Origin of the sequence: Deinococcus maricopensis DSM 21211, from assembly GCF_000186385.1 — a bacterium.
Lineage (GTDB): Bacteria > Deinococcota > Deinococci > Deinococcales > Deinococcaceae > Deinococcus_B > Deinococcus_B maricopensis.
In genome coordinates this window covers 2,348,859-2,371,747 of the sequence record NC_014958.1, presented here as the reverse complement: position 1 = coordinate 2,371,747, position 22,889 = coordinate 2,348,859, and the positions used below count along the sequence as shown (strand labels likewise).

The window sequence follows — 22,889 nt, the reverse complement described above, 5'->3', positions numbered from 1 at the left end:
TGGCCGGACCGAGCGGAGAGGGCTGCCACTGGGCAGCCCCCTCCGCTCCACGCGCCTTAGCGGTCGCCGTCGCCGGGGATGGTGTTCGGGAAGCCGCTGATCGCGCGGGACGCCTGCATGCCCGCCATCACGGCCGCTTCCACGCATCCGGCGTTCAGGCCCGTGTGCAGCCAGTCCCCGGTGAGCGTGAGGTTCACGAAGCCCGACTCGTCCGCGCGCACGCGCGCGCGGGTGCTGTTCACGACGGACATCACGTACCGCTCGCTCGGGTCGACGTTCGCGCGCCAGTACTGCGCGTCGAAGCGCGCCTCGCCCTGCGCGCCACTCGGGTCGCACAGCCAGTCCCACGGGAAGTGCCCGGGCGTGCCCGCCTTCGTCCACAGCGCGTGCAGCTGCGTGCCCACCTGATTCAGCGCGCTCGCCTTGGCGGCGTCACGGCACTGCCCCGGGAACGCGTGGTCCGTGGCGGACGGGTAGGCGTCCACCGGGAAGACGCTGCAGAAGTACGACACGGCCTGCGGCGCGTCCGGGCCGCTCGGCCAGACCTCCTTGTCGAGCACCTGATTCATGGGCGCCCACGTGTCGTACGGCTCCGTGAAGGCGCTCAGCACCGGGCTCTGACCTTCCGGCTGGTCCGTCCAGCCGAGCTGCGCGAGGTCCCGGTTCGTCCACGCCTGGTACGCCTGCGTGGCGACGGTCTGGACCGCGTCCACCGCGCCCTGAAGTTTCGGGCTGCGCGGCAGCAGGTTCGCGCAGGTGTGCGGCACCGACCCGATGGACAGGCCGTAGATGACCCGGTCGAAGTCCACACCGCGACGCAGCACGACGTCCGGGAGGTCCTGCCCGAACGCGTCGCGGTACACGTCCGGCCAGTTCGTCCAGTGCGATTCGAGGTTCACGTCGTGCTGTAGCAACAGGTCCGCCTGCGCGGGCAGCAGCTGGTCCGTGAGGGGCGCGCTCGGCCAGCAGCCCAGGCCGCGCACGAACACCAGCGGGTCGTACCCGTCCGGGCCGCTCACGACGTCCGCCTGCCGGGTCAGGCGCACCTCGCCTACGGCGTCCCCGTCGGCGCGGAGTTCCTCGACCTTGTGGAAGAACCTGAACTTCACGCCGCGCGCGCGGAGCAGCTGGTAGAGCGGCGTGAACACCGTGTCGCCCATGCCGGCCTGCATCTTGTACATGATCGCGCCGCGGTAGCTCAGGCCGATGCGCATCATGGCGCGCAGCAGTGTGCCCGCCTCGATGTTCGGGCGGCCGTAGTCGCCGCCCTCGTACGCGAACACCAGGTCGTAAAACCCGCGGATCGGGGCGGAATCGACGCTGTAGCGTTCGCTGGCGCCGTGCTTGCGCAGCCAGTCCTTGAAGTCGATGTCGTTGATGACGTCGAACCCGCCGGTGACGACGCCGTCGCGCAGCATGCCGGCCACGGTCGTGAGGCCCAGATCGATGCAGATGTACAGGCGGCGCAGTTCGTCGTCCTCGTCGAAGTGCGGTGTGAGGCAGTGCTCCAGCCACGCGCGCAGGCCCTGCAGGGCCTCGTCGATCACGGTGTCGTGCGTGGCGTCCCCGTCGAGGTGCCCAATGATGCTGGTGCACAGCGCCGCCGTGAGGCACGCGGCGTCCACCACGAATTCCTCCACGGCGCGCACGCAGTCCTCGACGGCCTGCACGCACCGCTGCGCGAACCCCACCAGCCACCCGGGCCGCTCGGCGGGCTCGCTGGGATGCGGGCAGGGCTTGCGCGCCGTGGCGTCCGTGACCCACCCTTCCACGGCCTTGAGCAGCACCCGCACGATGTCGGCGATCATCAGGCCCTCGCCGCCGTCGCCGGGCGTGCCGGGCAGGCGCGGGAACACCAGCGGCCACGGCACCCAGCGGTCCGCGACCTGCTCGGCCAGCACGATGTAGTCCTGCGGTTTGAACGCATCCTCCCACGTGGCGAGCGGCGCGCCCGCCGGGCGGTTCAGGGTGGCGTACGCGTCCTGAATCATGCGGAACGCATTTTCGTAGAACCCGAACCAGATGTGCAGGCCGTGCTCCTCGATGCGCTGCCCGGCGTTCGCGTTGCGGCCGCTCGCGCCCTTGCCGCCCAGGCGCCAGCCCATCTGGTACACGGTGATGTCGTAACGGTCCTGCCAGCCGAGCTGGCTGGTGAGGTGGTACACGGCGCTCATGGCGCCCACGCCGCCGCCCAGCACGGCGATCTTCTCACGCACGCCGGTGTTCACGGCCAGTTCCTCGCCGGGCATGACCGTGAAGTCGAAGCGCAGCTGGAACGGCAGCATCGCCTCCTGCGGGCCGAGCGCCAACCCGAGCGTGTCCGCGAGCGGAAAGCTCGCCACGGGGTGCAACGTGCAGGTGTACGCGCCGCCCAGCAGCGCGCCGCCGTCCACGGCACCCACCACGGCGGGGGAGAGGACGACCGCCTGGTACACGGCGCGTTCGCCGGCGCTGTCCGGGAACTGCTTCAGGAACAGCTGCCCGACCTGCGGGCTGAGCAGCATCTCCAGGATCTGCTCCCAGCAGTGCAGGTCCGGGTTCAGGCCGCCGGGCAGGGCGTGCAGCACCTCGAACGCCTCGCGGACCAGCTCGAAGAAGTTGTGAACCGGCCGCCCGCCGCTGCCTTCGGTGCGCACGACCTCCAGCAGCGGGTGCCACGCGATTTCCGTGGTGGGCGCGAACACGTCGAAGCCCTTCACGGTGACGGCGTACCGTTCGGGCTGCGTGCCCGGGGCGGGCATCTCGTACTGGCAGAGGTCCTTGGGGTAGCCGAACAGCTCGCGGCCGTTGATGAGGGCCATGGCGTCGTCCACCCAGATGTGGCAGGGGTAGAGGTACACGCCGTCCACCTGCTCACCGCGCATGCGCGCGACCGCCACCCACGTGACGATGTCCGTTTCGGTGATCCACCCTTTGGCTTCGTCGGTGGGGTGCGTGGAGTTGGCGTGCGCGACGCGCGTGAACGTGAGCAGCACGTACGGCGACAGCACGCGGAAGGGGCCGGCGCCGGGCACGGCGTTCAGGGTGGCGTCCACAGTGGCCTGCAGTTTGTTCAGGTCGCCGCGCACGAAAAAGCCGGTCATGTCGGCCTGACCGAGGTGCAGGGGGCTGTGCATCAGCACGTTGCCGCCGGAGTAGAGGTAGGGTGGCCGGTTCGTCATGCGTCCTCCTGCGAGCCCGCCAGCGCATGAGAACGACATGGAGGCGAGCGTCATTCGCTTTTCAGTAAATCCTCATCGTTTATACCGCACGCTCCCCGCCGCGTTCGTCAGGTTCCGCCACGCCTGGCCCGCCACCGCACGCCTGATCCCCACGCGCAGGCGCTCAGCCCGGCCGGGCTGAGCGCCTTAACCGGCGGACTCCACCAACGTCCGCTCCACGCGCGCGCCAATGCCCGTCAGCACCTCGTACTCGATGCCGTCCGACCACGCCGCCAGGTCCGACGCGCTCAGCACGTCCCACCCGAACACCTCCACCCACTCGCCCACGCGCACATCCAGGCCCTGCACGTCCAGCATGAACTGATCCATGCAGATGCGCCCCAGCACGTCCCGCACCTCCCCGCGCACCACGGCGCGCGCGCGGCCCGTCGCGCCACGCGGATATCCGTCCGCGTACCCGAACTGCACCGTCGCCACCCGCGTGTCCTCCGGCGCGCGCCACAGCGCCCCGTAACTCACGCTCTCCCCGGCGGGCACCGTGTGCACGAACCCCACGCGGGCCGTCACGCGCATGGCCGGCCGCAGCTCCGCCCGCGCCCGCAGGTGCTCCGGCGGGTACCCGTACAGCGCCAGCCCCGGCCGCGCCAGATCCAGGCCTGGCACGCGCCCCAACGCCAGCACGCCCGCGCCGTTCTGCGCGTGCGCCAGCGCCGCCGGGAACGCCGCCCGCACCGCCGCGAACGCGTGAATCTGCGCCTCACTCATGCGCAGGTCCGGGTCGTCCGCGCACGCCAGGTGCGTGTACACGCCCTCCAGCAGCCCCCGCGCCTCCAGCGCCGCGCCCAGACGCAGCGCCTCCGGCGGCTTCGCACCCAGGCGGTTCATGCCCGTGTCCACCTTCAGGTGCACCCGCGCGTGTGCCGGGAGCGCCGCCACCTCCTCCGCGCTGCTCACCGACAGGCGCACCCCCAGGTCCGCGAGCGGCCCGACCTCCTCCGGCGCGGCGGGCGTCATCAGCAGCACCGGCTTGCGCGTGAGCGGCGCGAGCGCCGCCGCCTCACGCGGCATCGCCACCGCGAACCCCCACACGCTCGGTTCGTCCTCCAGCGCGCGCGCCACGAGGTTCACGCCATGCCCATACGCGTCCGCCTTCACGGGCGCGATCAGCGGCGTGCCGCTCACCTGCGCGAGCGCCCGGGCGTTCCGAACGAGATGACCAGCGTGAATGTCGGCGCGAGCACGGGCAAGCATGCCCCCCAGAATACGCGACGCCTCCCGGCCCACCGGCACGCGCGCGTCACCGCCCGCTATCATCGGGCCACTTACCGCCCCGCAGGAGACGCCGCCCATGAACCTACGCCGCACCCTACTCACTGCCGTGCTTCTCGCCACCCCTGCCGCCGCGCAGAGCGGCGGGAACCTCCCCCTCGTCGCCGTCGGCGACGGCACCGCCACCCGCTGGGTCCAGAACGCCGAGGAGTACCGCCTCGTCATCCCGCCCGACGCCGCCACCCGCAACGTCGGCCTGGAAGTCTACAGCCCCGGCCTGAACGCCAACGACTACGCGAACGGCCGCGCCGAAGCCGGGTACTACGGCGACGAACTGTACGGCCGCAACGTCCCGTTCGACACGACCTTCACCCTCAGCGGCCCGGGCGGCGTGATCGTCGAGCGCCGCTACGGCCTCACCACCACGCACGACTGGGAAAGCCTGGTGCCTGGCCCACTGCCCGCCGGCACCTACACGCTGCGCGTGCAGTCCCACGGGAACGGCAAGAACGCCTACGCCCTGCGCGCCGCCGCGCCGTTCGCGCTGGAAAGCAGCGACTTCACGGTGAACGCGCGCAGCAAACCCGGCGAGAACCTGACCGCCGCGCGCCTCAGTGTCCCGCAGGCGTGGGTGGGCCGCACGCTGGACCTCAGCAACTACGACGCGGACGGCCCCGCCGAACTCGCGCTTACCCTGCTGCTCCCGAACGGCGAGCGCGTGCCCCTCACGTCCAGCGGCGACGTCGAGAGCCGCACGGACCGCCTCGAGGTGACGCCCGAGCGGGTGGGGGAGTGGACGATCCTCGCGAGCGTGCAGGCCGGCACGAAGCAGTACAGCAACGCCGTCACGTTCCGCGTGCGTGACGCTGACGCCCCCGCGTACGCGCGTGTCGGCGGGTTCCCCACCCCGCAGGGCCAGAACCTCGCCAACTACCTCGGCGTGGAAGTCGTGGACGCCGCCGGTCGCCCCATCCCCGGCGCGACGTACACCGCCAGCAGCGACAACACCGTCCGCCCGCGCCTCCCGAGCGGGTACCTGCCGGTCAGCGCCACGCTCGTGGAAGGCACCGGGAACATCCTCAGCGCCGCTGAAGTGCGGTACGTGCCGGGCCGCACGCGCATCCGCTTCGTGGCCCGCACGCCCGAAGGCGGCCTGAACGTCGACGCGGTCGCCGTGCTGGGCGACGCCCGCGTGCCGCTGCCCGGCGTGACCGTCGACGTGAACGGCCGCACCTTCACGCTGCCCGCGACCGCGCCGCTCCCGCCCGGCGAGTACACCCTCACGCCCGCCCCCGTGCCCGGCGCGACCATCCAGCCGCGCACCGTCCGCATCGGCGACGGCGACGCCGCGCGCGTCACGCTGGAGTACGCGGTCCGCACCGACCTGACCCTCACCACCACGCCCGACATCGTCGCCGCGTGCGACGTGACGCAACTCACCGCCACCGCCCGTACGGACTTCCCGTACCGCCTGCCCGCCACGCTGCGCCTGGGCCTGCCCGCCGCGTGGAGCAGCGACTACCCCCTCGAACTGCGCGGCGACCTCAGCAGCACCACGCCGCTGCGCCTGCGCCTCCCGGCGCGCGTGTGCGCCAGCGACGCTGCGCAGGCCACCCTCGACCCGAGCGGCCTGACCGTCACCGGCGAGGCACGCGTCCTGAACCCCGCCGGCGCGAACGTCACCCGCACCACGCAGCTCGGCAGCGCCACGCAGCGCGCGCAACTGAACAAGGCCGCCACCGCCGCGCCCGGCGGGTACACCGTCACCCTCAGCCTCACCGTGGACGCCGCGCTCGACAACGTCCGCATCACCGATCCGCTGCCGGGCGGCGCCACGCGCGGCCCGCTGAACGTCCGCGGGCCCAGCCTCGCGAACCTCAACCCCCGCACCGACGGTGACCAGATTCTGCTCGCGCGGGTCCTGCCAGGCACGTACACCCTCACGTACACCCTCACGACCGACGCGGGCGCCGAGCGGGCCATCACAACCCCGGACCTCAACTGGTAAGCGCCGCAGGGCGGGCGGGTGCGCGCACCCGCCCGCCCTGCGGCGCTGCTGCCGGTCAGTGCGCGGGCACGTGGTCCTCCACCCGCTCGATGCGGCCGTCGCGGACGCGCACCACGTGGTCCGCGCGCGCCGCCACGTCCGCGTCGTGCGTGATCAGCACGACCGTCTTGCCGGCGCGCGCGGGCGCCACCAGCAACTCCAGGATGCTCTCGCCCGTGCGGGAGTCCAGGTTCCCGGTCGGCTCGTCCGCCAGCAGAATGCCCGGCTCCAGCGCCAGCGCGCGCGCAATCGCCACGCGCTGCTGCTCCCCGCCGCTCAGCTTCGCCGGCAGGTGCCCCGCGCGGCCCGCCAGGCCCACACGCGCCAGCAGCGCCGTGGACCGCTCACGCCGCTCCCGCGCCGGCACGCCCGCCAGCGCCATCGGGAACTCCACGTTCTCCGCGGCCGACAGGATCTGCACGAGGTTGTAGTTCTGGAACACGAACCCGTACCGCGCCAGCCGGAAGTCCGCACGGCCCGCCTCGCCCAGCGCGCCCAGGTCCGTGCCGTCCACGACGACGCGCCCACCCGTGGGCGTGTCGAACCCCGCGAGCAGGTTCAGCAGCGTGCTCTTCCCACTGCCCGACGGGCCCACCACCGCCGTCAGGCCCGGCCCGAACGTGTAGTTCACGGCGTCCAGCGCGCGAATGACGCCCTCCCCGCTCGGGAAGGTCTTCGTGACGTTCTCCAGCGTGATCATCTCAGACCCGCCCCAACGCGTCCGTGATGCGCAGCCGCCCCGCCGACCGCGCCGGCAGCAGCCCCGCCATCAGGCCCAGCAACAGCGACACGCCCAGCGCCAGCAGCACCAGACGCGGCGTCAGCGCCGCCGCGCTGATGTTCGCGAGGTTCTGGGTGTACGCGTTCACGCCCAGGATACCGAGCAGCCCGAGCACCACGCCGCCCACGCCGCCGATCAACGAAAGCAGCAGGCTCTCGGTCAGCACCACCTGACTCACGAACCCAGGCCGGGCGCCCATGGCGCGCAGCGTCCCGAACTCCCGCGTGCGCTCGAACACGCCCATCATGACCGTGTTCGCCACCGCCAGCCCCCCGACGATCAGCGCGATCAGGCTGATGCCGAACCGCACCGCGTCGCTGATGCGCAGCGCCCGCTCAATGAAGCTCAGGAAGTCCGCCTGCGTCTGCACCTCCAGGTTCAGGCGCTCCGCGAGCGCCTGCGCGGTCGCTTTGGCGCGCGTCGGCTCCCGCAGCTTCACGGCCACCAGCGACAGGCGGTCCTCCGCGCCGATCGCGCGCTGCAGCGTCTCCAGCGGCAGGAAGATGAACGAATCCGTGAGGCCCCCGGACGTGCCCAGCACGCCCTCCACCCGCACCGCCGAGCGGCGATTCAGGCGCAGGGTACTGCCCACCTTCAGGTTCGCGTTCTCGGCGGCCTTGGCCCCCACCACCGCCACGCCCGTGTCCCCGGCGCGCAGCGCCCGCCCACTCGCCACCTGCGCTTTCGGGAACACCGCCTGGATGCCCTGCGCGGCCGGCAGGCCGTACAGCACGAACGACTGCGACGGGTCCAGTCCACCGCGCACGCTCATCACGACCGGCGTGACCTGCTGGAACCCGAACTCCCCAGACAGGCGCTCCACGTCCGCGGCGGTACTGAGCGGCAGGTTCGGCTGCACCGCCAGCCCCTGATTCAGGCCGTTCAGGCTCACCTGCAGGTCCGGGCCAATGCCGCCCAGTTCCGACGTGAACACCTTGCGCAGCCCCTCCCCGAGCGACAGGAAGATCACCATGCTCGCCACCGCCACCATGATGCCGAGCGCCGTCAGCAGCGTCCGCACCGGACGCCGCGTCAGCCCACGCACCGCGAACCCCCACAGATCCGACCGTTTCACAGGCACCCCCGGCGCGAACCGAGCACGGAAGGTTGAAACCGACCCCTCGCAGTCTTCATGAGGAGCACAGTACCGCCCGCCGCGCCCGCCCCGCAGGACGAATGCCTACCGAATCAGGCACCTACCGCCCGCGCGAGAAGGTGCAGGGCCTGTCAGGGGAGTGAAGGGGCCGTCTCATGCGCGGCCCGTACACTCCGCCCCATGAACGCCAAGGCCCTCCTTCTCGCCGCCCTCCTCGGCACCGCGAGCGCCCAGACGCTCGTCCCCCTCGACTCCCGCCCTGCCACGCACGACCTGCCCGCCCGCATCGCTGGCCTGCCCGGCGGGCACGTGAACGTTCCCCCCGCCGAACTGCTCGGCAACGCCACGCGCGGCGCCGACCACGCCGCCCTCACCGCCTGGCTCGCCGCGCAGCCCGGCGACGCGCCCCTGATCGTCGCGCTCGACGCGTTCGCGTACGGCGGCCTCGTGCAGTCCCGCACCAGCCCCCTCAGCGTCGACGAGGCCCTCGCGCGCCTCGAACCGGTCCGCGCGTGGCAGCAGCGCACCGGCGGCGCCGTGTACGCCTTCATCACGCTGCCGCGCGAACCGGACGCCAAGGACCGCGCCCGCAACTACGCCGTCGCCCAGCGCATGCTCACCTGGGCGCGCGACGGCGTATTCCGCGAACTGCACGTCACCTGGGACGACGCGAAGACCGGCTCCCCGTCCCCCGCTGAGGGGGCGCGCCTCGCGCAGGACGCCCCCGCGAACGTCCGCGTGTACCCCGGCGCGGACGAGGTCCTCAGCCTCCTCGTCGCCCGCGCGCTCGCACCCGAGACGCGTACCGTCGCCGTCGAGTACAGCGACCCCCAAAAGGCCGACGCGGTCATTCAGTACGAGGGCATCCCCCTCAAGCGCAGCGTCGAGCTGCACGCCCTCGCGGGCGGCTTCGCGCTCGCGCCCGCCGGCGAAGGCGCGGACGCCACCTTGTATGTCTTCAACGGCGGCGACCCGCGCCGCGCTGCGCTGCGCGTCAGCCAGCTGCTCCGCCGCGGCCCCGTCGCTGTTGCGGACGTCGAGAAGGTCAACACCGGCAACCCGCGCACCTGGGCGGACCTCCAGACGCTCCGGCAGACCGCGAACCTGCTGTCGCTCGCCGCGTGGGGCACGCCGGGCAACAACCTCGGCACCGCCCTCGCGCACGCCAAAGTGCAGCTGCGCGCCGCGCAGCCCGGCACCGGGAACGCGCAGCGGCAGGACGAACTGCTCGCCCGCGAGTTCGCGAACGACGTCACGTACAGCGCCCGCGTCCGCGCGGCCCTGCGCGCCGCCATCCCCGAAGCGCAGCTCGGCAGCGCCGCCGCGCAGACGACCCTGCTGAACCTCGCGCGCGCGCAGTTCCCGCTGCGCATCGGGCGCACGTACACCCTGGAGGACGCGAGCCTCCCGTGGGGCCGCTCCTTCGAGTGGGACTTCGACCTGCAACCGCAGGAGTAACCTCCGGGCGGAACCGGCGAGTGGCGGGGCCGCGGATTCAGGCGCGGCCCCGCCACCGGGAAGGCAGGCAGCCCCTAGGGCGCGGCCGGCGGCGTCGCCTGCGCCCGCTTCGGGAGGCTCAGCAGCAGCGCGCTCCCCACCACCAGGGCCGCGCCCACAATGGCCGCCGCTGACAGCCGCTCCGCGAACACCACCGCCGCGAGCAGCGCCGCCACGACTGGCTCGATGCTCGCGATCACACTCGCCTGCGTCGCCGGCAGGCGGCGCAGGCCGGCGCTGTACGCCGTGTACGCCAGGTATGTGCTGAGCGCCGCGAGCGCCACCAGCAGCCCCCACGTGCCCGGCGATTTCGGTGCGAACTGCACGAACGGCACGAGGCCCACCGCGCCCACCGGGAGGGCCAGCGCGTAGAGCGCGGCGGGCGCGTACCTCGCGAAGAACACCTTCCCGTACAGGTAGTAGAGGCTGTACGTCAAGCCGCTCAGCAACCCCCAGCCGAGCGCGGCGCCGCTGGCGTGCACGCCCTGCCCGCCACCCAGGCTGATCAGCGCGATGCCCGCCAGCGTGCCCGCCACCGCGCCCGCCTCGCGCGCGCCCGGACGCTCGCGCCACAGCGCCCACGCACCCAGCGCCACGAACGCCGGCGCGGTGTACAGCAGCACCGACGCGAGGCTCGCGCCGCCGTACCGCACGGCCAGCTGCCCGGAGGCGTAGAAGACGCTCACGCCCAGCAGCCCGAACGCGACCGTCACCCACGCGTCCCGCCCGCGCGGCATGGCCGCGCGCGTTGCAAGGGCGTGCGCGGCAAATAGGCCTCCGCCGAGCGTGGCGCGCCAGAAGGCCACTTCCGGCGCGCTGAGCCCGCTCGCCTGAATGGCCTTCCCGAAAATGCCCAGCAGGCCCCACAGCACCGCCGCCGTCAACACCAACGCTGCGCCCGTGAGCGCGTCCTGTCGCATGCGCCGCAGCTTACCGGAGAACCCGGCCGGGCCGCGCGGGTCCGTCTGGGCAGCGCGTGGGGTCGGCGTCCGTTCAGCTGTCGAGGTGCTGCATGGCGTGGTTCAGGCCCTCGAAGATGGTCGCGTACTGGCCGTTCGCCACGGCGTCCCGCAGGGGCCGCACGCGGTCCACGCAGATTTCCGGCACGTCCGGCTGGTCGGTGAGGATCGCCATGACCTCCTGAATGAAGTCCGCGAGCGGCATGGCGTGCGGGTCGTGGGTGCCGCCCGCCATTAGCTCCGTGGCGACGTACGGCGGCGTGAGTTCCTTGACCTCCACGGACGTGCCGCGCAGCTGGTAGCGCAGCGCTTCGGTGTACGCGTGAATGGCGGCCTTGGTGGCGGAGTACGTGGGCGTCAGCGCCAGCGGGACGGTGGCGAGCCCCGAGGAGGTGTTGATGATGGTCGCGTTCGGGCGCCCCAGCAGGTGCGGCAGGAACGCGTGGATCAGGCGGATCGGGCCGAGCAGGTTGGTGCTGATGGTGTCTTCGGCCACGCGGGTGTCCGCGTCGTGCTGCACGCGCTCGGCTTTCATGATGCCGGCGTTGTTGATGAGCACGTTCAGTTCCGGGTGCGCGCGCGTGACGGTGCTGGCAAGCGCGGTAATGCCTGCCGGGTCCTGCACGTCAAGAGGGTACGCGATCATGCCGGGGTTCGCGGTCACCACCTCGTCCAGGGTGGCCTGGCGACGCCCGGTGATGATGACGGTGTTGCCGCGCGCGTGCAGCGCTTCTGCGAGGCCACGACCGATGCCCGAGTTGCCGCCGGTGATCAGGATGGTGTTGTTCGTGATGTTCATGAGAACCTCCGAACCGCAGCCTACTCACTTCACTCTCTTTTGGGAAGTAGGCGCCTGAAAGTGCCATACTTACCCCATGGAAAGTCAGCAGGCGCCCGCCGCGCCGCACGCCTCCACCCCAGAGGTGGACCAGCTCGTCCGCGAAGTCATCGCGCGCATCGCCGACAAATGGACCATGATCATCCTCGAGACCCTTACCGAACACGGCACCCTGCGCTTCACGCAACTCGGGGACCTCGTCGGCGACATCAGCCAGAAGATGCTCACCAAAACCCTCCGGCAGATGGAATACGACGGCATCGTCTGCCGCACCGTCCACCCCGTCGTCCCACCGAAAGTCGAATACCACCTCACCGACCTCGGCCTGAGCCTCAGCGAGGCCCTGTGCGGCGTGTGGCTCTGGGCGGAACGCCACCACGACGCCGTCATGCGCGCCCGCGCCGCCTTCCGGACCCCCCCGTCACCCTGACGTCACCAGCAGAGCGGCGAGTAAGGGGCGCCCGCCGCTCCGGAACGGCCTCCGTCGCTCAGTTCTTGCGCCACGCGCGGAAACTCGCGAACAACCCCAGCAGCAACGCCACGCCCGCCAGCGCGAGCAGCGCCACCGAACGCCGATCCCGCACCTCCCCCTGCGGCGCCAGCACGTGCGTCACGTACGCCTGCGCCTGCTCGCCATTCGCGATCACGTCCACCGGCGACGGCATGCCCGCCCGCGGCGCATGCAGGCTCGCGTCCGCGCCACTCAGCGTCGGCGCGAGCGTCCCATCCCGCGTGAACGGCGAATACACGCTGCTCGTCACCCAGTACGAGTACTTCCCCGCCGGAATGGTCGTATCCAGCACCACGCTCGACCCGCTCAGGCGCACGTTCGTCCGCACCTGGCGCTCCACCGGCTCACGCTGCCCGTCCGGCACGAACCACACGCGCGCGCCCCAGCCGTCCACGCGGTAGTGGTACTGCCAGCCGTCCCCGGCCGGCGCCTGGAAGCCCGTGCCACTCAGCGTCTGAGCGCCCCCCACCCGCGTCTTGATGAACACGTCCACCGCCGCGCTACTGAACCCCAACGGCGCCCCGTACGGATTCTGCAGCGCCCCGAGCGTCACCGTGAGCCTTAACTTCCCGCCCGCGTTCTCCGCGCGGAACGACCGCAAATCCACGCTGTCCTCCGTGATGGCCGGCACGCGCGGCAGGACGTACGCACCGTCGCCGCGCGCGTCACCAGTCGCGTCAGGAAGGGAAATCAGGGCGGCCATGACGGCGGAAAGCAACACGCGAGCAAGTATAGTCCGCGGAAGTGAGGCGCGCGCGAGCGCCCACGCGCGCCCGCGTCACTCGTCCGGGTGCGCGTGCGGCAGCTCCGACAGCAATGCCAGCAGCGCCGCCGCCAGCTTCGCCGGATCGTGCCGCGCGTGCCCCTGCTGCAGCACCGGCGCGTACCGCACCCGCCGGCGCAACGCGCCACTCAGGTACCCGTGCGTGCCGAGCACGTGCGCGCCCTCACGGCTGTACCGCTCACGCACGCCCAGCGGAATCGGCGCGCTGTTCACCAGCACCACGTCCGGCGCGCGGTTCAGGTGCCGAGCGATCATCCGCTCATGCTCCTCGAGCGTCAGCCCGTCCGTCTCGCCCGGCTCGGTCATCAGGCTCGCCACGTACACGATCGGCGCCGAGGACGCGCGCAGCGCGTGCGCCACGTCCGGCACCAGAATCGCCGGAATCAGGCTCGTGAACAGACTCCCCGGCCCGAGCACGATCATGTCCGCCGACGCGATCGCCTCCAGCACGGCCGGCAGCGCCGGCAGGTCCGGCGGCTCCAGCGTGATGTGCGTCACGCCCCGCCCCGCGCGCTCCACCGCCAGCTGACTCTCCCCGGCGATGACGCTGCCGTCCTCCAGGTGCGCGAGCAGCGTCGCCGGCTTCGTCGTGGCCGGGTACACGCGCCCGCAGATGTTCAGCACCTCGTGCAGTTCACTCATGGCGTCCTGCAGGCCGCCCTGCTCCTCACTGAGCGTCGCGAGCATCAGGTTCCCGAACGTATGCCCCTCCAGGCCCTCCCCGCGCCGAAAGCGGTGCAGCAGCAGCCGCGCCAGCACCGGACTGTCACTGAGCGCCGCGAGGCAGTCCGTGAGGTCCCCCGGCGCGATCATGTCCAGCGCCTCGCGCAGCCGCCCGGACGACCCACCGTCGTCCGCGACCGTCACAATCGCCGTGATGTTCCCGGTGTGCGCCTTTAGGCCCGCCAGCAGGTTGCTCAGCCCCGTACCGCCGCCAATCGCCACGATGCGCGCGCCGCGCGACAGGGACCGCCGCGAATAGATCACGTCCACCGCCATGCTCGGGCTGGTGCCCGTCGCGTACAGCAGCGAACGGTTCAGCATCAGCACCGACCACACCGCGCCCACGAACGCCAACGCCATCACGACCGCGCCCGCCACCCACAGCGGCACCGGCCCCGGCTCGACCAGCGCATTCAACCGCAGAATCCAGCGCGTCGCCACGAAATGCAGCGGCCCCGTCCACACCAGGTGCATGAACCCCAGCGCCAGCAGCGCCGCGCACGCCACGAACAGCGTCACCCAGCGTTTGACGCCCATGCCCGGCGCGAGCCACTTCACGGCGCGGCGCGCCTGCACCGGCGCGTCCGGGTGAACGCTGAACGCGCGCATGCGCCGCTCCAGCGAAGGCCGCGCCACGCGCCTCACACGCCTTCCCGGGGCGCCACCGGCATCGCCGCGTCGTCCTCGCCGCGCTGCACGTCCCGGTGCGCAATCACGCGCGCCCCCAGGTCATGCAGGTCCCGGCACAGCCGCTCCGCCACGGCCACACTGCGGTGCTGCCCGCCCGTGCAGCCGATGGCGACGCTGTAACTGTGCCGCCCGCCGCGGCGCGCCGCGTCTGCGCTCGCGCGCACGAACTCCTGCACGTGCGCGTAGTACGCCTCGCTGTCCGGCCCGTTGAACACGTACGCCGCCACGTCCGCATCCAGACCGGACTTGGGGCGCAGCACCGGGTCATAGTGCGGGTTCGGGAGGCCGCGCATGTCCAGCACGAGGTCCGCGTCGCGCGGCGGCGCATGCTTGAACCCGAAACTGATCAGCCGCAGGTCGAAACTCGACTGCAGGTCGAACAGCCCCCGCAGCCGGTCCGTGAACGCCCGCGCGTCCAGGTCCGTCGTGTCGATCACGACGTCCGCGAGCGCCCGCAGCGGCGCCAGCAGCGCCCGCTCCCGGTCGAAGTCCGCCATCAGGCTGTGTTCACCCATCGGGTGCGCGCGGCGCGTCAGGTTGTACCGGCGCAGCAGCACCTCATCCGTCGCTTCCAGGAACACCACGCGCACGCCCTCACGCCGCGAGAGACGCTGCCAGCTGCCCTCCAGGGCCGGCAGGAACTCGCGCGTGCGGGCGTCCGTGACGACCGCGACGCGCTGCGCGCCGGACGCGCGGCTCAGGTCGTACATCGCCACCCAGAGTTCCGGGGGAAGGTTGTCGGTGACGAAAAAGCCGGCGTCTTCCAGGGCCCGCATGGCGGTGCTCTTGCCGGCGCCGCTCAGGCCTGACAGCACGGTGAACTGCATGCGCCCAGCATAGTGCGCGCGCTCGCCCGCAAAGGTCCGCCCCGCGTCAAGGCCCGCTCATGCACCTCAGGGTCCCGTCGGGGGCGTCAGCGGCGTGAGCGTCCCGCCGTCCTGCAGCTGAATCTGCCGCTCGACCGCCGTGACCGTCACCGCCACGGGCACCGTCGCCCCGGAGGGCACCTCCAGGGTGGGGGAGGGCAGCGTCACATCGAACGGCCCGCCACCCAACGACTCCGGCACACCCCGCAGGCGATACGGCCCCGGCACCAGCCCACGGAACGCGAACGTCCCCTGCGCGCCCGAGAAGGTCCGCGTGACACTCCCGGTCTCGTCCGTCAACTCCAGCAGCAGCCCCCGCACCGGCGTCCCATCGGGCGCGCGCACCACTCCCGTGATCGTCGCGGCGCGCATCACCAGGAAATCCCGCGTGGCCACGGCCCCCGGCTGCACCACCAAGGGCGTCCCCAGGCCCGGAAACGCCACCCGCTCGACCCCCAACGCCGCCAAGTCCACCGCGATCACCTGCGTCCCCGCCGGAACGCCCTCGAAGGTGTACACGCCACGCGCGTCCGTCACGGCGCTGCGCGCGCCCAACACTACCCGCAGGCCCGCTACCGGCGCGCCCGCCTCATCCAGAACGCGCCCCGACACCCGCGCCGCGCTCCGGTCCGGCAGCGGCACGCTCAGGGACGTCCGGTACGTCACACGCAGCGAGTTCAGGCGCACGCCCTCCCCACCCAGCGCAAACGACGAACTCAACCCCACCGTGCTGGACGGCGTAAACCGGTACTCACCCTGCGCGTCCAGCGTCCACGGCGCCACCCCCAGGCGCTCCGTACCCACCGCGGCCTTCACCGTCAGTCGGGACGTCACCGGCCCCGCCCACGACGCCCCCACACGAACCTGCGGTTCCGCCGCGGGCGACGCCGACACGCCGCCCCGTACCCCCAGCGCTCCCCCCCAGGCACTCATCTGCGCCGTCGCGTTATACGCCACGCTGCCCGACGCGGACGCCCACAACAGCTCATGCCGGACCCGCACCGCACCCGGCACGTCCAATGTGACGCGCGCCTCCACGTCCGGCGGCTGCACCCCGAAGCGCGTGCGCGCCACGGACGCCACCTTCAACGCTGCACCGCCCGCCCAGCGGTACGCGCCGCTCGCGTTCACCTCCAGCTCCGGCCAGGGCCGCAGCCGCGTCGTGCCCGCATGCGCTCCCACCCCGAACGCCCACGCCCCCGGCGTCCAGGTGCCGTCCACCCGCGCGTCCCACACCATCCCACCCGGCTCGATGCTCGCCGCGTACTCCGCGTGCGCGCCCACCGCAGCCGCGTGCACCTGCCCCGCCGCCCGGACATTCATCACGCCCGAAGGCTCACCCGACGCGGTTGCCTGAAGCTGCCACGCCCCACCGCGCAGCGGCCTCGCCCACTGCGCGTCCGCCGCCCACGCAAGCGCGCCCGCCTGCCAGCGCGCGTCCGCCATCAGGCGCACCCCAGGCGCAGGGGACGCCTGCGCAGCCACTCCCAACAACACGCCCGCCCGCTCCGCCGCGCGCCACCCCACCGCGCCGTCCACCGCCCAGGCATCCCCGCGGTACGTGAGCTTCACGCCCGGAACGGTCACCGCGTTCCCCGGCACGCGCCCCACCGCCAGTACGCCCGCGCTGCCCACCCACCGCGAACCCTCCACGGCCACCAGCGGCGTCCGGCGATCCAGCTGCACGCGGAACTTCAGGCCGCCCGGCAGGGTCCCCGCCCCCGTCACGCGCCCATCCACGCCCCCCGTCCCCCCGCTCACCTCCACCCGCACCGGCAACGTCGCCGCGCCCGACACGCCACGCCGCGTCGGCACGGTCGTCACCGCGCTCGCCGACGCCGTAGCCGCACCCTTCGCGGTCAACTGCACGGCGTGCTGCTCGGTCGCCACGGCGTCCGGAAGGGTCACGCGCACCACCACCTCCACCTGCGCGCCCGGCGCGAGTCGCGCTGTCGACGGCTGAACGTCCAGCAGAGCTCCCAGGTTGCTGAGCGCCCCGAACCGCACGTCCTCCGCGACGTTCCCCTCGTTCGTCACCATGAACCGCGCCGCGTAATCGCCGGCACTCGCGCGTGGCGCGTCCGCCACCACGACTCCGAGTGCCGGTCGACGCGCCACCACCAGCGGAAACGGCACCTCCAGCCCGCCCGCCACCCGCAGCACCCCCGCGTACGTCCCCGCCAGCACCGACCCGGACGGCACCACCACGAACATTCCCGAACGTACCTGACCGCCCTCCACGCGCTCATTGGTGGGCGGCACCAGCATCGTCCACCCTGACGGCAGCACCAGCGTCGGCTCGAACACCTGCGCGTCCGCGCCAGGATTGCGGACCTCGTACCCGACCGTCACCGCTCGCGTCTGCGCAGGTGCGGGCGTGGACGTCCGCACCTCCAGCGCCTGCCCGCGCGCGCCCGGCCCCGCGCACAACAGCGCCGCCAGGAGCGCGCGGCGCACCTGGCGGGACGGACGAAGACGTGTCAGTTCAGGTCGTTCGGGCGGCATCGGCACCCATGGTCACTTCGGGATGTTCAGGTTGTAGCGCACGCCGAAGAGCTTGTTTTCCCCGCCGTCCGCGACCACGAGAATCTGGTAGTCGCCCACCTCCGTGAGGGGCAACTCAATAGCTTCCCGCTCCGACGTGCCCGGGTACAGGCGGCTGCCTTCCACATCCACGCGCCGCACCAGCTTCCCCGCCGCGTACACCTCGGCGTACACGTTCAGGGCCACGTACTGCGTGCCGGTGTTCTCCAGCGTCACGTTCAGCAGGGGCTTCCCGGCGGTCGACTTGTTGATGACGGGATTCTTGAACGCCACCACGGGTTTGGCGTCCGCGCCCACGTTCGTGAGCAGCTGCACCGCGTACCGCGTGACCTGCTTGAAGGTCATACCGCTCGGTAGGGCGCCACTGACGAGCGCGTCGTTCTCGTCGACCGGTTCCACCATCACGAGGTTCCAGTAGCTGCCGGTCTGCGCCACGCGCTCCGGAACGTGGATGGTGTACGGCACTTCCAGCGTGCCGTTCGCCGGCACCACCACGACCTCCTGCCCGAGACTCACCCACGGCCCACTGGAGCGTGGGTGGCTGCCGGGCGCGTCGAACTGACGACCGCCTTCCGGGGAGAAGCGGTAGTCGGTGAGGTACAGGCGCGCCCGCGCGGGCGTACTCGCGGTGTTCTGCAGCAGCAGCGTCCCCTTGATCGTCTCGCCGGGCGCGGCCGTCGCACTTACGAACAGGGGGCTGCCGACGCTGACGCGGGCGCTCGCGGCGGAGCCCAGCAGCGCCGCCAGAGCCAGCAGGGAACGGACACGCAGACGCGCCATCACATCACCCGTCCGGTGTTACTGCCCGACGATCGTCGCGCGGACGATGAAGGACTTCGCGTCGACCTGCGGCGCCTTCAGGTTCGCCACGGCCACCCACTGGAACGGCATCGTCATGGACGTTCCGGCACTCACAGACAGGGTGTTGGCGCCTACGCTGAACGGCGCGATCATCGAGTCGGTCCCGAAATCCATCAACAGGGAGGCCAGACCGGGCACGTCGTACAGGCTGAGGGCCGTGTCGGTGCTGTCATACACGTTGAAGCTCACGGTGCTCTTCATGTTCGTCATGACGCTCAGGGTGTCAGCGGCGTATTTAGGCTTGGACTCCTGCTCGCCCACGGTGAAGTCCGACAGTTGGAACGAGAAGTTGATGGGTTCAGTTCCGAACGCGACTTCAGCAATCTTGGCGATGCCGTACGACACAGTCTGGTCGCTTTTCGAGTCAGCGAGGGCGTTGGGGGCGAGGGTGGCGACGGCGAGGGTCAGCGCGATGAGTTTACGCATGTGCAGGCTCCTGGAAGATGGAAAGGGGAGGGGACCTTGTCGGAGAGAGTCGTGCAGCGACCGCTTGGATCGGCGCTCAAGCGTGGTGCCGGTCTGGTCGCCGTCCGGGTGTGACCCGGGGCAGCCGCCGGAACGTGTGAGCAGCCTGGTCTGAGGGGTGCGCGACGTGTCTCCGGACCTGAGGGCAGTTCGGTTGCATGACGGCGGGGGGTCGGCCATGCAGGCGCGGCGAGCGCGCGGAACTGCGGGGGACGTCGGTCGCACCACTGGCTCGACGCGCAGCAGGTGCCCGGATGCACTGCGCGTTTCCTTGCCTCGTCTGTGAAGAGATTATGAAATTCCGCTGACAGAACCCTTACAAGTGCGGGGCAGGCCCTGTGGTGCGGCAGCCAGGGCTTGACCAGACGAGCGGGGCGATCAGGACTCCTGATCGCCCCGCTCGTCACGCCTACTTCAAGCGAACTGTTGCAGCACCTGCTCCAGTCGTTCCTTCTGCGCAGTGAAGTCCGTCACGCGGCGCCGCTCCTCGTCAATGACGTCCTGCGGCGCGCGCGCCACGAAGCCCTCATTGCTGAGTTTGCCCTGCGCCTGCTGGATCTGCTTGTTCAGCTCCACGAGACGTTTCTGCTGCTTGCCGAGCCAGTCTTGGAGGTCCACGGTCCCCTCCAGGGGCGCGCGCACCGTCACGCCCGCCTCGATGGCGCTCAGCGTGCGGCCCTCCAGGGCGTCCTGGATGTTCACGCGCGCGATGCTTTCCACGACGGCGCGGTTCTCCTGAATGGTGCCCAGCAGTTCGCCTTCCACGACGACGCCCAGGCGGTCCTGCGGGCTGAGGCCCAGTTCGCTCTTGAGGCTGCGCGCGGCGCTCACGGTGGCGCGCAGCGCGGCGAACGCCCGCGTCGCTTCCGCGTCGAACGCGTCCGGGTTGTGTTTCGGCCAGGAGTGCACGGCGAGCTGCCGCTTGTGGTTCAGCGCCTCGTAGATTTCGCTCGTGATGAACGGCATGAACGGGTGCAGGAGCTTCAGGATGCCTTCCAGCACGTCCTTGAGGGTGGCGCGCGTGGCGGCGTTGCGGGCGCGCAGGGCGGGTTTGGCCGCCTCGATGTACCAGTCGCAGAACTCATCCCACGTGAAGGCGTACGCCGTGCGGATGGCCGCGCCGATGTCGAACGCGTCGAGGTGCGCGGTCACTTCGCGGACCGTGTCGTTCAGGCGGCTGCGAATCCAGCGGTCCGCGAGGGTCGCTTCGCCCGCTTCCGGCTCGCCTTCGAGGTTCATGAACGCGAAGCGCGCGGCGTTCCACAGTTTGTTCGCGAAGTTGCGGCCCTGCTCGAAGCGGCGCGGGTCGTGCTTGATGTCCTGCCCGCCCGTGCTGAGGTACGTGAACGCGAAGCGTGCGGCGTCCACGCCGTACTGCTCGAAGAGCTCCAGCGGGTCCACGCCGTTGCCCTTGCTCTTGCTCATCTTCTGGCCCTTCGCGTCCAGGTACAGGCCGTGCAGCATGATGGTGCTGAACGGCGCGCGCCCCGTGAAGTGGTACGCGGCCATCTGCATGCGCGCCACCCAGAAGAACAGGATGTCGTACCCGGTGACGAGCACCTGCGTGGGGTAGAACTTGCGGTAGTCCTCGCTGGCCTCGTCCGGCCAGCCGAGCGTGCTGAACGGCCACAGGTTGCTGCTGAACCACGTGTCGAACACGTCCGGGTCGCGGCGCAGGTTCAGGTGCGCGTAGCGGGGGTCCTGATCGCAGTCGAGGTCCGGGTTCTCCAGGTCCGGCACGTACACGTTTCCGGCGTCGTCGTACCACGCGGGAATGCGGTGCCCCCACCACAACTGGCGGCTGATGTTCCAGTCGCGGATGTTCTCCAGCCAGTCGCGGTTCACTTTGGTGTAGCGGTCCGGGACGAGCTGCATGTCGCCGCGGTCCAGGCCCGCGAGGACGGCGTCCGCCATGGGCTTCATGCGCACGAACCACTGGGTGCTGATGATCGGCTCGACCGGCACCTTGGTGCGTTCGGACAGGCCGATGGCCGTCTGGTGGTCCTTCTCCTCCACGACGGCGCCCGCCTCGTGCAGCGCCGCGATGACCTTCTTGCGCGCGTCGAAGCGCTCCAGGCCGCGGAACGCTTCCGGCACGAGGTCCGAAGTGAGGTGCCCGTTCAGGTCGATGACGCTGGGGCGGGAGAGGCTGTGGCGTTCGCCCACCTCGAAGTCGGTCGGGTCGTGCGCGGGCGTGATCTTCAGGGCGCCCACGCCGAACTCCATCTCGACGGCCTCATCCGCAATGATCGGAATGAACCGGTCCGTGAGGGGGATGCGGGCGCGCTGCCCGACGAGGTGCGCGAAGCGCGCGTCTGTGGGGTGTACGGCAATGGCCTGGTCCGCGAAGATCGTCTCCGGGCGGACCGTGGCGATCAGGATTTCCCCGGCCTCGCCGTTGCTCGCCGCGAGCGTCTGGTCCTCCAGGGCGTACCGGAGGGTGGTCATCTTGCCCTTGCGGACCTCGCGGTCGATTTCGAGGTCGCTGAGCGTCGTCTGGCTGGCCGGGTCCCAGTTCACCATGCGTTCGCCGCGGTACGCGAGGCCCTCGTGGTACAGGCGCACGAACTCGTGCCGCACGGCGCGCGACAGGCCCTCATCCATCGTGAAGCGCTCGCGCGTCCAGTCGGCGCTCACGCCGAGGCGCTGCAGCTGATTCAGGATCGTCCCGCCGGACTCCTGCTTCCACGCCCACACGCGCTCCAGGAACGCGTCGCGGCCCAGGTCGAAGCGGGTCTTGCCTTCAACCTTCAGTTGCCGCTCGACGACCACCTGCGTGCTGATGCCGGCGTGGTCCGTGCCCGGCAGGTACAGCGCCTCGAAGCCCGCCATGCGCTTGTAGCGAATCAGCGTGTCGATAAGGGTGTTGTCGAGCGCGTGCCCGAGGTGGAGGTTCCCGGTGACGTTCGGCGGCGGAATGACGATCGTGAACGGGGGTTTGCTGCTGGTTGCGTCCGCGCGGAACGGCTCCTGCGCCCAGATACGCGCCCATTTCGGCTCGACGCTGGCGGGGTCGAAGGCTTTGCTGAGCGCGGTGTCGTTCGTGTCGGGGATGGGGTGTTCCTGCATATGGCTCCTTCGCGCGGGGCTGCCCGGACCACAAGCAACGTCTCGTCCGGGACGACCCCGCTCAGGGGTGCGCGGACGAGACGTGAAGGGTCCCGTGGTACCACCGCGATTCCGCACGGGTGTGCGGCACTCGAAGGTGCGCTGTAACGGGCGCGCCCGGCCCGCTCTACTGCCCCCGGCTGCGGGGGGTTCTGCGGGCGTGCTCGCGGGTGACGTTCGCCGGGCGCCTGACCAGCGTTCCTCTCAGTCGCGGGAACGCCTTCCTGTGGGGGCCGCGCCGGGTACTCTTCCCGGTCATCGCCCCTGAAGTATACGGCGTGTCGGCCCGCGCGCGCATCCGCCGAATGCGCCAAGGTGAACCCCGGGCGTTCCCGGCAGCGTAAGGGAAGGCGTGGCTCGGTCACAGACCACCGCCGGCCCTCAGGAGGTGCGCGGTGACGCCCGGCCTGCGCGTGAGCCTGGACCGCTCACGCGCAGGCCAAGTGGTGATCACGGGCTCCACCGTGCCGTTCCTCAGGCGCTGTGGACGGTTAACCTGTCCCTTCGGCGGTGCACCTTGTGCCCTTGCTGGACGCGGCCCGAGGTCGGTCACCTGGCGCGTTGGTCCCTGCGACAGCCGGTTGATGCGAGGGGGGCGGGAGCGACCTGGCGTTCACGGTGGAGTACCTGCGCGGTGGGCCGGGGGCGCCGCGTGCACCGTCGCGCGCAACCTTCCTGACCGGACGTTC

General features: G+C 71.3%; 16 protein-coding genes and 1 riboswitch. Of the genes, 3 read left to right on the top strand and 13 right to left on the bottom strand.

Features of this window, described 5'->3' with window-relative positions:
- Positions 1-56 precede the first annotated feature (56 nt).
- Together DEIMA_RS11035 and alr are read right to left on the bottom strand one after the other, a co-directional pair.
- Entirely contained in the window at positions 57-3,161 is a 3,105-nt protein-coding gene (locus tag DEIMA_RS11035) for an acetoacetate decarboxylase family protein (protein ID WP_013557338.1), read from the bottom strand.
- Between the two features lie 186 nt (positions 3,162-3,347).
- Entirely contained in the window at positions 3,348-4,412 is a 1,065-nt protein-coding gene (gene alr / locus DEIMA_RS11030; RefSeq protein WP_043816684.1) for an alanine racemase, read from the bottom strand.
- Positions 4,413-4,509: 97 nt separating this feature from the next.
- On the opposite strand from alr, the gene DEIMA_RS11025 reads away from it, so the two are divergent.
- Positions 4,510-6,438, top strand: coding sequence for a hypothetical protein (locus DEIMA_RS11025; RefSeq protein WP_013557336.1), 1,929 nt, complete (start codon positions 4,510-4,512; stop codon positions 6,436-6,438).
- A 55-nt stretch (positions 6,439-6,493) separates the two neighbouring features.
- On the opposite strand, the gene DEIMA_RS11020 is transcribed toward DEIMA_RS11025, so the two are convergent.
- Both DEIMA_RS11020 and DEIMA_RS11015 read right to left on the bottom strand, forming a co-directional pair.
- Complete coding sequence (locus tag DEIMA_RS11020) at positions 6,494-7,177, bottom strand: ABC transporter ATP-binding protein (protein ID WP_013557335.1); 684 nt, start codon at positions 7,175-7,177, stop codon at positions 6,494-6,496.
- A gap of 1 nt (position 7,178) precedes the next feature.
- The gene (locus DEIMA_RS11015; protein WP_013557334.1) at positions 7,179-8,333 is read right to left on the bottom strand and encodes an ABC transporter permease; all 1,155 of its coding nucleotides are present in this window, start codon (positions 8,331-8,333) and stop codon (positions 7,179-7,181) included.
- A gap of 201 nt (positions 8,334-8,534) precedes the next feature.
- On the opposite strand from DEIMA_RS11015, the gene DEIMA_RS11010 reads away from it, so the two are divergent.
- Entirely contained in the window at positions 8,535-9,812 is a 1,278-nt protein-coding gene (locus DEIMA_RS11010; RefSeq protein ID WP_013557333.1) for a DUF4127 family protein, read from the top strand.
- A 74-nt stretch (positions 9,813-9,886) separates the two neighbouring features.
- Here the strand turns inward: DEIMA_RS11010 and DEIMA_RS11005 are convergent, their stop codons facing one another.
- Positions 9,887-10,771, bottom strand: coding sequence for a DMT family transporter (locus tag DEIMA_RS11005; protein WP_013557332.1), 885 nt, complete (start codon positions 10,769-10,771; stop codon positions 9,887-9,889).
- 73 nt (positions 10,772-10,844) lie between these two features.
- Positions 10,845-11,609, bottom strand: coding sequence for an SDR family oxidoreductase (locus DEIMA_RS11000; RefSeq protein WP_013557331.1), 765 nt, complete (start codon positions 11,607-11,609; stop codon positions 10,845-10,847).
- Positions 11,610-11,685: 76 nt separating this feature from the next.
- On the opposite strand from DEIMA_RS11000, the gene DEIMA_RS10995 reads away from it, so the two are divergent.
- Positions 11,686-12,078 (top strand): winged helix-turn-helix transcriptional regulator, encoded by a 393-nt coding sequence (locus tag DEIMA_RS10995; protein WP_013557330.1) that lies wholly within the window; start codon positions 11,686-11,688, stop codon positions 12,076-12,078.
- 58 nt (positions 12,079-12,136) lie between these two features.
- Here the strand turns inward: DEIMA_RS10995 and DEIMA_RS10990 are convergent, their stop codons facing one another.
- The 7 genes from DEIMA_RS10990 to DEIMA_RS10960 form a co-directional block, all read right to left on the bottom strand.
- Positions 12,137-12,880 (bottom strand): glucodextranase DOMON-like domain-containing protein, encoded by a 744-nt coding sequence (locus tag DEIMA_RS10990; RefSeq protein WP_245528313.1) that lies wholly within the window; start codon positions 12,878-12,880, stop codon positions 12,137-12,139.
- Positions 12,881-12,937: 57 nt separating this feature from the next.
- Positions 12,938-14,275 (bottom strand): gluconeogenesis factor YvcK family protein, encoded by a 1,338-nt coding sequence (locus tag DEIMA_RS10985; RefSeq protein WP_013557328.1) that lies wholly within the window; start codon positions 14,273-14,275, stop codon positions 12,938-12,940.
- Between the two features lie 32 nt (positions 14,276-14,307).
- Positions 14,308-15,183: an RNase adapter RapZ gene (rapZ, locus tag DEIMA_RS10980; protein WP_013557327.1), complete on the bottom strand. Its 876-nt coding sequence runs from the start codon at positions 15,181-15,183 to the stop codon at positions 14,308-14,310.
- A 66-nt stretch (positions 15,184-15,249) separates the two neighbouring features.
- Positions 15,250-17,679 carry a carboxypeptidase-like regulatory domain-containing protein gene (locus DEIMA_RS10975; protein WP_013557326.1) on the bottom strand — a complete coding sequence of 810 codons (2,430 nt, stop codon included), beginning with the start codon at positions 17,677-17,679 and terminating at the stop codon, positions 15,250-15,252.
- Positions 17,680-17,739: 60 nt separating this feature from the next.
- On the bottom strand, positions 17,740-18,546 hold the full coding sequence (locus DEIMA_RS10970; RefSeq protein WP_013557325.1) for a CARDB domain-containing protein: 807 nt from the start codon (positions 18,544-18,546) through the stop codon (positions 17,740-17,742).
- 18 nt (positions 18,547-18,564) lie between these two features.
- Positions 18,565-19,053, bottom strand: coding sequence for a hypothetical protein (locus DEIMA_RS10965; protein ID WP_013557324.1), 489 nt, complete (start codon positions 19,051-19,053; stop codon positions 18,565-18,567).
- A 243-nt stretch (positions 19,054-19,296) separates the two neighbouring features.
- Positions 19,297-19,380: riboswitch (cyclic di-GMP riboswitch) on the bottom strand.
- 126 nt (positions 19,381-19,506) lie between these two features.
- Positions 19,507-22,161: a valine--tRNA ligase gene (locus DEIMA_RS10960; RefSeq protein WP_013557323.1), complete on the bottom strand. Its 2,655-nt coding sequence runs from the start codon at positions 22,159-22,161 to the stop codon at positions 19,507-19,509.
- Positions 22,162-22,889 lie beyond the last annotated feature (728 nt).

Coding starts and splice junctions, on each gene's coding strand:
- alr (WP_043816684.1), bottom strand. CDS start 4,412: ATGCTTGCCCGTGCTCGCGCCGACATTCACGCTGGTCATCTCGTTCGG.
- DEIMA_RS11010 (WP_013557333.1), top strand. CDS start 8,535: ATGAACGCCAAGGCCCTCCTTCTCGCCGCCCTCCTCGGCACCGCGAGC.
- DEIMA_RS11020 (WP_013557335.1), bottom strand. CDS start 7,177: ATGATCACGCTGGAGAACGTCACGAAGACCTTCCCGAGCGGGGAGGGC.
- DEIMA_RS11025 (WP_013557336.1), top strand. CDS start 4,510: ATGAACCTACGCCGCACCCTACTCACTGCCGTGCTTCTCGCCACCCCT.
- DEIMA_RS10965 (WP_013557324.1), bottom strand. CDS start 19,053: ATGCGTAAACTCATCGCGCTGACCCTCGCCGTCGCCACCCTCGCCCCC.
- DEIMA_RS10970 (WP_013557325.1), bottom strand. CDS start 18,546: ATGGCGCGTCTGCGTGTCCGTTCCCTGCTGGCTCTGGCGGCGCTGCTG.
- DEIMA_RS10985 (WP_013557328.1), bottom strand. CDS start 14,275: ATGCGCGCGTTCAGCGTTCACCCGGACGCGCCGGTGCAGGCGCGCCGC.
- DEIMA_RS10960 (WP_013557323.1), bottom strand. CDS start 22,161: ATGCAGGAACACCCCATCCCCGACACGAACGACACCGCGCTCAGCAAA.
- DEIMA_RS10995 (WP_013557330.1), top strand. CDS start 11,686: ATGGAAAGTCAGCAGGCGCCCGCCGCGCCGCACGCCTCCACCCCAGAG.
- DEIMA_RS11000 (WP_013557331.1), bottom strand. CDS start 11,609: ATGAACATCACGAACAACACCATCCTGATCACCGGCGGCAACTCGGGC.
- rapZ (WP_013557327.1), bottom strand. CDS start 15,183: ATGCAGTTCACCGTGCTGTCAGGCCTGAGCGGCGCCGGCAAGAGCACC.
- DEIMA_RS11005 (WP_013557332.1), bottom strand. CDS start 10,771: ATGCGACAGGACGCGCTCACGGGCGCAGCGTTGGTGTTGACGGCGGCG.
- DEIMA_RS11035 (WP_013557338.1), bottom strand. CDS start 3,161: ATGACGAACCGGCCACCCTACCTCTACTCCGGCGGCAACGTGCTGATG.